Source organism: Mucilaginibacter sp. P4_A11, from assembly GCF_056402535.1.
Window position 1 is genome coordinate 174,727 of record NZ_JBFUHE010000014.1, and the last position, 10,895, is coordinate 185,621.

Below are 10,895 nucleotides of genomic sequence, written 5' to 3' on the forward strand. Positions count from 1 at the left end.
TCGTACTTTTTTAAAATTTGACGTTAAGGTTAAATCCGTAAGTCCGCGTTGTAGGCAATGAACTTTGCTCGTAACCAGTTAAAATATCACCGCTTGATGAAATGGCTTCCGGATCGATATTCGGCGTATACTTTTTGATGATGAGCACGTTATGGCATACCGCTGAAAGCACAAGCCCTTTAATAAATTTGGCTTTTATCATCTTCGAAAAGTCATAGCTAACCGAAACGTTCCTCAACTTGATAAAGTCCGATTTATAGATGAACGGGTCCAAAATGCCCTGCGAACGGTAATTAGCATAAAAGTCCTCTGCGTTCACTGCTGTAGTGTTAGGTGTACCATCAGCATTCACCCCATCGAACTTTACGCCACCTTCCCTGCCCACCAGCGATTCTTTTGTCAAACCTTCTCTCAGGAAATTCAGGTTAGAACTTGACAATATTTTACCACCTTTTTTATAATCAATATGTGCCATCAGGGTAAACCTCTTGTAAGTAAATGTATTTACCCAACCACCTGTAGCTTTAGGCAACGCGCTGCCAAAAAGCGCGGGAGATGTACTTGCTATCGGCTTACCACCTGATACTATGATTTTACCATTGGCGTCTCTACGATAAGTTGATCCCTGTATCTGATTTAGCGGAAGGCCAACCTGGTCAACAATGGAGCCGAAGAACTCTCCTGCGCCCAGTGTCAGTTGGTTTTGACCATTAGCCAGCGCTAAAACTTTAGATGAATTTAAGGCCGTATTAAATGCCGAACGCCAGGTAAAATTCGGTCTTCTGATGGGTACTAACTCCAGTAAAAACTCCATACCACGGTTTTGCAGCTCGCCAAGGTTTACAATTGTACCGGTATAACCTGACGCGTTGGAAATAGCGACACTTAAGATCTGATTAGTGGTATGCTTATCATATGCGGCGATATCCAGGTTTACCCGGCTGTTGAACATACGCAATTCAAGCCCAACTTCTTTTTCTTTTACGCTGTATGGTTTAATAGCCTGGTTTGGCGTAGTGACGTTACTAATACTCCCCAGCGGAACGCCGTTGAACGCGTTTTGTGAAAGCGTGAAGGTGAGCGAATTGCTGTAAGGATTAATGCCGTTAGCGCTGCCCACATTAGCATAAGTCGCCCTGATTTTTCCAAAGGTGAGCCATGAAGGCGGGTTCTTTAAAAATTCTGAGAAAACAAAACTGCCGCTTACGGATGGATAAAAATAATGGTTATGTTCAGGGCTTAGCACCGAGAACCAGTCGTTACGGCCGGTTACATTTAAAAACAAATAAGATTTATATCCAAACTCGGCGGTGCCATAAAGCGAGTTTACTGTTGATTTGGAAACTGCAAAGGCCGAGGTGTTAGTTACGCCGTTACCAAGGGTATAAAAATCCCTGACATAGAAATTTGTAGCAGTAACAGTATACCCTTGTGATGAAGAGGGGAAAGTATTTCCTCCCACCGTGGCATCAAAAGAAAAGGGCCCCCATTTGTGGCCACCACCTAATAAAAAGTCAGCATTCAGCGCGCGGTAAGTATTATCATTTGAGTTATAGCTACCATTATAAAGGCCAACCGGTGCAGCCGCGTTTGCCAAAGTGCCGGTTGGTGCATTTTGTTCGTAGAATGCCGTGCTATATTCCATATTCACACGGCCCTGCAAATAAAGCCAATCAAAAAACTGGTAGCGCAGGGTTGCAGTACCTAAAAGGTGATCTTTAGTTTGCTTTGTAAATTGCTTGTTCATGATCCAGTACGGGTTGGTAAGGGTAGTGAAACGTGATGTAGGCGTTTCGTTGCCGTTGGCATCAACCGCAGCTGCTTTTAATACATCCAAACTAACCGAGTTAGAGTAACGGTAAATATAATTGGTAACTGATGATCCCTGAATGCCAATTACCGGCGGGTTGTTGTTATTCTCGTGGTCGTAATTCACATAGATCTGCGCAGACAATTTAGGAGTGAAGTTATAGTTGAGTCCCAGATTGAAGATCTTTTTATGATAATCATTGTTAGGTACTATGCCTTGTGCATCCTGGTTCGAATAAGAAAATCTAAAGCTGCCTTTATCATTACCACCAGAGAACGCGATGGTATTGGTCCATGCGTTAGCAAGTCTGAAAAATTTGCTTATGCGGTTTTTCTCAGGCGCGTAAGGACGTTGTACGCCATCAAATTGATAGGTAGGCGCATTATCAAATTTCTCTCCAAAACTCCAGGCGCCCGAACTTTGTGCCTGGCCCTGTGTTTTGGGGCGTACGTTATTTTCGCCCTGTCCGTATTCGTACTGGAAGTCGGTAAAATCCAACGCCTGGTTTTGGGTAAAGTTGGAGGTAAACTCAATACCGATCCCGCCATTTTTATTGCCGCTTTTGGTAGTGATGATCAACGCGCCGTTACTTGCTCTTGAACCGTAAAGCGCCGCTGCTGTGGCACCTTTTAATACGGTCATCGATTCAATATCATCCGGGTTTATCTGCTGCATATTATCGCCCAAATCCACCGACTGGGTGTAACCGTTTGTACTTGACGGGCTTTGCGATAAAGGAAGACCGTTTAAAACGATCAATGGCGCGTTATCACCCTGAAACGCGGATTGCCCGCGCAGCCTGATCTTTGTGCTGCCGCCAGGGCCGCTTGCCGGTGGAGATATGTCTAAGCCGGCAACTTTTCCTTCAAGGGAATTAACAAAGTTTGTTGAACGGTTGGTTGTTATTTCGCCTACGCGTACGTTTTCTGCAGCATAGCCTAATTTTTTTGATTCGCGCTTTATGCCTAAAGCTGTTACTATGATCTCGCTGATGGCGGTTGATTTTGGCTCAAGCGTAACATTCAGCGTACCGCGCCCGTTAAGGGGCTCGGTTTTGGGATTGTAGCCTACATAACTGAATAATAACACCGCGTTATCGGCAGATACCTGGATCTTGTAATTGCCATTTGCGTCGGTTACAACGCCATTTTTAGTCCCTTTCTCGCTTACACTAACGCCAGCAAGCGGGCCACCTTTTTCGTCTACAACTTTACCTGTAACTATTTGTACACTCGCTTCGAGGTTAGTCCCGGCACCGACGGCAATGCCCGCCTGTACATCGGCCGAAAACATAAGTGTAAAAAGAACACTTATTGAAATGGCCAGCATCTTCCCTGATGCTTTGATTTTTTTTTCCATGATTTTAGGTTTAATTCAAATTGGCAAATCTTTATTTTACTTCTTTCTCAAAATTGGTAATTGCGAAAGAGCTTCTCCGGGCGGCACGTTAAAGGCCGCTTTTCATTTTAGTATAGTTTTTTCTTCATTTTTAAGCAGGTTTTAGTTTGAAATTGGTTTGTATACATTTGTTGGTATAATCTATTTATAGTAAAATATCTAACGATAAGACGCCAGCAAGCCCTATTACTGATACCAGGCTTTCCATTACCGTCCATGAGCGGAGCGTTTCCTTTACTGATAACCCGAAATATTCTTTGCATAGCCAAAAAGCTGTATCGTTTACATGTGAGCCAAACAGGCTACCCGCCCCTATAGCCAGCACCAGCAAATTGGTGTTAACGCCTGCATGATGAGCGATTGGAAACAACACTCCCGCGGCGGTGACACCCGCCACTGTGGCCGAGCCAAGGCAAAGCCGTAAACAAGCTGTCGCCAGCCATGCAAGCAACAAGGGGTGCATCGCGCTACTGACCAGCATCCTTGCGAGTACGTTGCTTAAGTGACTATCTACAAACACTTGCTTCAATGCCCCTGCACTGCCAATGATAAGTAACACCATGGCTATATCTTTTGCTGCACACACATAACTATCCATTATTTTTGACAATGGCCTGCCTTTACGCAGACCAAGCGTATAGGTGCTTACAATCACAGTGACCAGCATGGCAATAATTGGTTCAGCGAGCCATGCTGCCAAATTTATTATTGAGGGGGCCTCCGCAAAAAAAACAGGCAGCAAATGGGCTATACAAATCAATACTACCGGTAAAAGAGATGACAGTACACTGTTAACAATACCCGGTAACTCATGAGCAGGCAAGGCGGCCGAGCTATGGGCAAATTGCAAGCCGTTAGGCCCTATTTTTTTGAGGGTGGCTGAAAATATTGGCCCTGCAATTATTATAGCAGGAATAGCAATGATCAGCCCATAGCCAAATGTTTTTACAACATCTGCATGAAAAACGCTGATGAGCGTCATTGGCGAAGGATGCGGCGGTAAAAAGCCATGCATCACCGATAAGGCCGTAAGCATGGGCATACCCACATACAATAGCGGTAAACGATAGCTGGATGCAACCGAAAAAATGATAGGCACTAACAGTATAAATCCGACATTATAATACAAAGGGATACCCACGATAAAGCCGGTTACAGCCATTGCATAGGTTATATATTTAGCGCCAAATAGGTCGTGCATAAAATGAGCTATGCGCTGAGCCGCACCACTTTCGGCAACCAGTTTACCCAGCATGGCACCCAATACTATAATGATTGCTACTGATCCTAATGTATCGCCCAGCCCTTTATTTATCGATGCTATAACCGTTGTAAATGGCATGCCGAAAAAGCAGCCCGATAGCAGCGCTACAATAATAAAGGCAAGAAACGCGTTCACCTTTGCCCATGTTATCAGCGCAATAAGCAGTAAAATACAAACGATCAGTACAAGTATTGTCATTATAATCAGGTTAATTTAATGCGAATCGCGGGTTACAACCGATCCGGAATTCCCCACCAGGAAATCAAGATCGGCTCCTTTATCGGCCTGCTGCACATGGCGCTGGTACATAGATACGTAGCCCCTATCGGTATGATAGGCAGGTTTTTCCCACAGCAGCCGCCGTTTTTCCAGTTCAGCCTCGTCTACGAGCAGGTCTATTCTTCTTGCGGATACATCGAGGCATATCATGTCGCCGTTTTCAACAAGTGCCAGGTTACCGCCAATGGCAGATTCCGGTGAAACATGTAGCACAACTGTGCCGTACGCGGTGCCACTCATCCTTCCGTCGGAGATCCTTACCATATCCGTAATACCTTTGTCAAGCAGTTTTTTGGGCAGCACCATATTACCAACCTCCGGCATGCCGGGATACCCTACCGGGCCCACGTTTTTCAACACCATTACACAGGTTTCGTCAATATCAAGCTGCGGGTCATCAACTCTTGCGTGATAGTCTTCAATAGTTTCAAAAACTACTGCTCTGCCGGTATGCTGCATCAGTGATGGTGTTGCTGCCGAAGGCTTGATAACGGCTCCGTTAACTGCCAGGTTTCCTTTCAAAACGGCAATGCCCGCCTCAGGGATAATTGGGTTATCATATGCTGCAATAACGTCATTATTGTAGCATATACCCTCATCTTTTATGTTTTCCGCATGCGATTTACCGGTTACGGTTATGACATCCATATCCAACTCCTTGCTAAGCTCTTTCAATATCACCGGTAACCCGCCTGCGTAGTAAAAATCTTCCATCAGGTATTTTCCCGACGGCATCAGGTTGAGTAGCAAGGGAACCTTACTACCCAGCCTGTCAAAATCGTCCAGGCACAGATCCACTCCAATACGTCCGGCAATCGCGGTAAGATGTATAATAAAATTGGTAGACCCTCCTATTGCCGCGTTAACTTTAATGGCATTTTCGAAAGCGGCACGGGTAAGTATTTTTGATATCGTTAATCCTTCTTTTACCATTTCAACAATGCGCCTGCCTGATAGCTGTGCCAGTACTTTTTTCCTTGAATCAACCGCCGGGGTGGCTGCGGCCTGCGATAAGCACATGCCAAGCGACTCTACCATACAAGCCATAGTTGAAGCCGTCCCCATTGTCATACAATGACCGGCACTTCTTGACATGCAACTTTCGGCAGCAAGATATTCATCATTAGTTATTTTACCGGTTTTGAGGTCATCGGTCAATTTCCATACTGCAGTGCCCGATCCAATATCAGTACCCCGGTATTTACCGTTCAACATCGGCCCGCCCGGAACTACAATAGTTGGTAAGCCAACGCTGGCTGCCCCCATCATGGTAGACGGCGTAGTTTTGTCGCAGCCGGTCAGTAGCACAACCCCGTCTATCGGGTTGCCACGCATCGATTCCTCGGCATCCATACTGGCCAGGTTCCTGAAAAGCATAGCGGTTGGCTTAAGTAAAGTTTCGCCCAACGACATGATAGGAAACTCCACCGGGAAACCGCCGGCCTCATAAACCCCGCGTTTAACAGATTCGGCAAGGTCTCGTAAATGTGCATTGCAAGGGGTTAACTCCGACCATGTGTTGCAGATACCAATAACCGGTCTTCCGTCGAAAAGGTCGGCTGGCATACCCTGGTTTTTCATCCAGCTCCTGTATAAAAACCCCATTTTACCTGTTTTTCCAAACCAATCAGCACTTCTGAACTGTGACATTTTATTCGCTTTATATTTAATTTATATTGTTGCCCTGGTACAATTATTTACCCACCTGGTTTGTAAGTGTACCTATGTTACTTATGGTAATTGCTATCACGTCGCCATAATCAAGTGTGAAAGAATCTGGCGGTACTATGCCGGTGCCGGTCATCAGGTATGCACCAGATGGAAATGACATCTCCATAAACAGGTAATTGGCAAGCTCCTGGTGTGTACGCTTCATCCTGCTGATCAATATGGTATCAGCAAAAACCTTATCGTGACCTCTCCTTATCTCAATTTGAATTTCGGTATCTGGAGAGATCGGTGTACCTGGCACATAAAGACATGGGCCAACCGCCGCTGCTCCGTCGTATGATTTCGCCTGGGGAAGATATAAAGGGTTTTCTCCTTCAATATCTCTCGAAGACATATCATTACCTATCATATATCCTTCAATTGTACCTGCGCTGCAAATGAACAGCACCAACTCCGGCTCAGGAACATTCCATTTCGAATCTTTCCGGATACGAACGGCACCACCAGGGCCAACCGCGCGGGATGCCGAAGATTTAAAAAAGATCTCGGGGCGTTCGGCGCTGTAAACCCTTGCATAAAAATCGCCGCCGCCGGCATCTTTTGATTCTTCCATCCGGGCATCTTTACTACGCAAATAAGTAACACCCGATGCCCAGATCTCCTGCCCGGCAATAGGGGTGCTTAAGTGTTCCAGATCGTGAGCCAGCGAAGGACTGGCTGTAATACTTTGGAGATCTTTTAAAACCTCGCTGTGCAATGCTTCGCGGTTTATAAAACTGTCCCAGTTCCAATCTGGCGAACTGTAAAGCAGGCCGTTGTATTTTACAATAACTTTATCGGTGGTTTTAAATATATGCATAGCTATTTATTACTATCTGGCGTTTATGCGGTAGTTATTCCTTTATTAAAAAATGTAACAAATCGGTTACTTGGTTATATACAAAGAATGCTAAACCAAATTGCTTTGTCTTCCAAAAAAACACAGCGTTGATTTTTGCACAAAAAACTTAGCGCCGCCCTCCCACCCTCACGGCTCAGTTACACCTTGTAAATTAGCTTTACGGCCGGGTGCAGGCTTTTTTTTGTGCCAGTAAGAGGCCAATAAAGAACCGGTAATATTCATGAAAGTAGAAAAGATGACCGGAGCCAGGCCCAGCGTAGCGATTTTGCCCATCCCTTTGGCAAGCCCCGCGGCCATACCGCCATTTTGCATCCCAACTTCAATAGCAATGGTGCGACAGTCCCGTTCTTCCATTCCAAACGCTTTTGCCGACCAAAAACCAAGCAAATAGCCTCCAATATTATGTAGCAGTACCAATACCGCCAGCACCAGGCCAACTTTAAGCAAGCTATCTCTGCCTGCTGCTGTTATAATAATAATGATGCAGATAATGCCTCCCATTGATATAATGGGCATTATCCTTTTTAACCAGCCGCTACGTTCCTTAGCTATCGATGAAAATAGCACGCCCAGAGCAATAGGGATCATGACCATCTTAAAAATATCTAACACCATGGCCCAGGGATCTATTTTAATCAGCGGGCCAGCAAGTAAATTCATTAAAAACGGCGTTAATACCGGCGAAAGCATAGTGGAAATACTGGTTATGGTAACCGATAGTGCAAGATTTGCCTTGGCCAGATAGGATATCACATTAGATGCCATGCCATTGGGGCAGCAACCTATTAATATAATTCCGGCTGCTATCTCGGCAGGCATTCCGGCTAATTTTACGCTAAGGGTCGCGATACTAAAGCCAAGTAAGGGCATAATGATAAAATGGCTCACCACCCCAATTATTATTCCCCCGGGTGATTTTAACACGCCGAGAAAATCATGATAATGCATGGAAGTGCCCATACCAAACATGATGAGCTGTATTAGCGGAATAATAAGCGTGGCGTATTTAAAGCAGCCATAGCTGATAAAAGAACCTGGATAATAAAGCGCCATGGCCGCTGCTCCGAAAATCATTGCCGTATAGGCAAAGCTTTTAGTTTTTGGGGAAGCACAAAGGCTTACAGCAAGCAATACAAAAAAAGCAAGTAAATAAGGCCCTGTGTACGCAAGGCCTTTAGAAAGCATGAATAAAGCAGCGGCAAACGCGGCAATGGTTAGTGTGATGGTTACTTTGTAAAAGATGTTCATAGCTAACAGGCATTGATCATGCAAAAAAAGGCACTCCGGGCATCGCGTATTTCTTTAGCCCTTCCTCGTTAATCTCAACACCTACTCCGGGCTTATCAGACAGCACCAGGAAACCTTTTTCGATAAAAGGCTTGTCGTATTGCACTATTTCTTTCCATTTTGCTTCCGTATCGCTCAGGGTTTGCCATTCAAGGATGTGGAAATTAGGTACCGAAGCACAAACATGCGCAGTTGCCATAGCACCAAGAAAGGATCCTACCATATGCGGCGAAAAAGGCACATAATATAGGTTGGCAAGGTTGGCTATCCGCTGCCCTTCACCCAGCCCGCCACATTTTTGAAGATCGGGCATCACAATGTCAATTCCAGCTTCTGAAAGTAGCCTGGTATATCCATAAGCCAGATAAAAATTTTCCCCGGCACAAATAGGTGTGCTCGTTTCCTGGGTTATTGTTTTGTATACCTCAATATTATCTGCAGGAATTGGCTCTTCCAGCCACATCAAGTTAAGGGGTTCCATCATTTTTGCAACCCTACGGCCTGTTGTAGCATCGTAACGGCCGTGCATATCTACACATATATCAATATTGGGCCCAACTTCTTTTCTTACGGCGGCTATAGCATTATACATCCTGTCAAGTTCGGCGTTGCTGGCAGTCCAGTTATAACGGTCAAACTTATTCGGGTCGCGGGCATCATCAATATCAAATTTTACAGCAGTGTATCCGCGATCAACCGCACCGCGGGCGGCCTTAGCATAATCTCCAGGTACGGGGTTTGTGGCTGTGTATAATTCTGTATCACAGTAAACACGGCATTTATCGCGGTATTTGCCACCTAATAACTGGTATACAGGGATGCCAAGAGCTTTGCCTGTAAGATCCCAAAGGGCTGCCTCAACAGCAGTAAGCACGGCCACAAACATACCGGATTGCGCACCTGCAAAAAAGTTTGCTTTCCGTATCTCCTCGGCTATCCTGTTGGGGTTTAATGGGCTTCGGCCTTTCAGCATTCTTTCCAGCCGCTTAACCAGGTAATAAGTTCCAGCTATGGCATCAACACCTTCGCCCGAGCCCCAGATCCCCTGGTTGGTGTATATTTTCACAAAAAGCCCGCCGCCTGCATAAGCGCACTTAACTTCTGTGATTTTAAGATCGGAAGGAGACGATGCCTGCGGTGTACGCTCTTTGGCATCTATCAGTCCTTGCCCAAATGTTTTATTTAGTGGCGCTGCCAGTATAGCGGCGCCGGCTAATACAGTTTTCGAAAGAAAGCTGCGCCTGTTTTGATTGTTTGACATAATTTATATTTAGCGATAGATTTGTTTACCAGGTTCGGTTTTTCAGGATGTTTTGGATTTGCTCTTTGGGTACGGGCAGTTCGTTGATGTGCTCGTTTAACCATGCGGAAAAATCTTTTTCAATATCCGCGCTCCAGCGGGCGTCTATTTGCCCGGCCGTGTATTTGCCTTCTTTTAACCGCAGGTGGCCAAACATATCTCTTAACCTTACCACCTCAGAGGTAGTTACCACTTTCTCGGCCAGGTGCGGCGGAATAAATATGACCACACCGTTCTCTCCCAAAACCACGTCACCCGGCATTACAGTAGCCTGCTTTATCCTGGTAGGCTGATTGATCCCAACAATCATAGTGTTCAGGTCGCCGGGAGGGTTATGATATGACGGGTCGTAACTTTCTACAAAGGAGGTGAAGCCGCCAATCTCTTTTAACCCACGCAAATCCCTCACCGCGCCGTTATAAACTATCCCGTTGCCCGTTTTTGCGTAAATGGCATTGCCCACATTGTCGCCAATAGTAGGCCCGTTTTTATGAGCGCCAAACTGATCAGCCACATACACATCACCTTTTACCAATAGGTCAACAGGCCAGGTGTTTTGCCCTTTTTTGCCCTGAGCTTTGCCCCTGTCGTCAATTGCTTTCCATACGTCGGGTCGTGCAGGCATAAAAACGGCGGTTACAGCACGCCCTACCAAAACGCTATCCGGGTTTATCACCAGCCAGTTTTCGGTTAGCTGATATCCATAGCCAGCGTTTTTTAAAACCGCCCAGGCTTCTTCAATACTAACATGCTTCATCCGGGCCAGAATATCATCGGACACTTTAGGACGACCGTCGGCAAAGCGCTCACCTTTCCACTCGGGGGTCAGGAAGAGCAACTCGTCTTTGGAGATTTGCTGTGCAAAAGTGTTATGAAAAAACAAACAGCATTGCAGCAATGCAATACCCGCAACGCGGGAAAGAAGACACCATTTTTTCATCATGAATTTTTAATACGCGCGCTATTAAGGGGCTTAGCGGCTTTG

At 45.6% G+C, this 10,895-nt stretch carries 7 protein-coding genes; all 7 read right to left on the reverse strand.

Annotation, left to right across the window (positions count from 1 at the left end; genetic code table 11):
- Nucleotides 1-10 precede the first annotated feature (10 nt).
- The 7 genes from AC1DUD_RS24100 to AC1DUD_RS24130 all read right to left on the reverse strand — a co-directional run bounded on the left by AC1DUD_RS24100 (nt 11) and on the right by AC1DUD_RS24130 (nt 10,853).
- Nucleotides 11-3,169, reverse strand: coding sequence for a SusC/RagA family TonB-linked outer membrane protein (locus AC1DUD_RS24100; RefSeq protein WP_477379179.1), 3,159 nt, complete (start codon nt 3,167-3,169; stop codon nt 11-13).
- A gap of 184 nt (nt 3,170-3,353) precedes the next feature.
- Nucleotides 3,354-4,670, reverse strand: a complete 1,317-nt coding sequence (locus AC1DUD_RS24105; RefSeq protein WP_477379181.1) for a gluconate:H+ symporter — start codon at nt 4,668-4,670, stop codon at nt 3,354-3,356.
- A gap of 15 nt (nt 4,671-4,685) precedes the next feature.
- Nucleotides 4,686-6,401 (reverse strand): IlvD/Edd family dehydratase, encoded by a 1,716-nt coding sequence (locus AC1DUD_RS24110; protein WP_477379183.1) that lies wholly within the window; start codon nt 6,399-6,401, stop codon nt 4,686-4,688.
- 43 nt (nt 6,402-6,444) lie between these two features.
- Nucleotides 6,445-7,281 (reverse strand): fumarylacetoacetate hydrolase family protein, encoded by an 837-nt coding sequence (locus tag AC1DUD_RS24115; RefSeq protein WP_477379185.1) that lies wholly within the window; start codon nt 7,279-7,281, stop codon nt 6,445-6,447.
- 168 nt (nt 7,282-7,449) lie between these two features.
- Nucleotides 7,450-8,571 carry a bile acid:sodium symporter family protein gene (locus tag AC1DUD_RS24120; RefSeq protein WP_477379187.1) on the reverse strand — a complete coding sequence of 374 codons (1,122 nt, stop codon included), beginning with the start codon at nt 8,569-8,571 and terminating at the stop codon, nt 7,450-7,452.
- A gap of 16 nt (nt 8,572-8,587) precedes the next feature.
- Entirely contained in the window at nt 8,588-9,871 is a 1,284-nt protein-coding gene (locus tag AC1DUD_RS24125) for a mandelate racemase/muconate lactonizing enzyme family protein (protein ID WP_477379189.1), read from the reverse strand.
- A gap of 25 nt (nt 9,872-9,896) precedes the next feature.
- Complete coding sequence (locus tag AC1DUD_RS24130; protein WP_477379191.1) at nt 9,897-10,853, reverse strand: RraA family protein; 957 nt, start codon at nt 10,851-10,853, stop codon at nt 9,897-9,899.
- Nucleotides 10,854-10,895 lie beyond the last annotated feature (42 nt).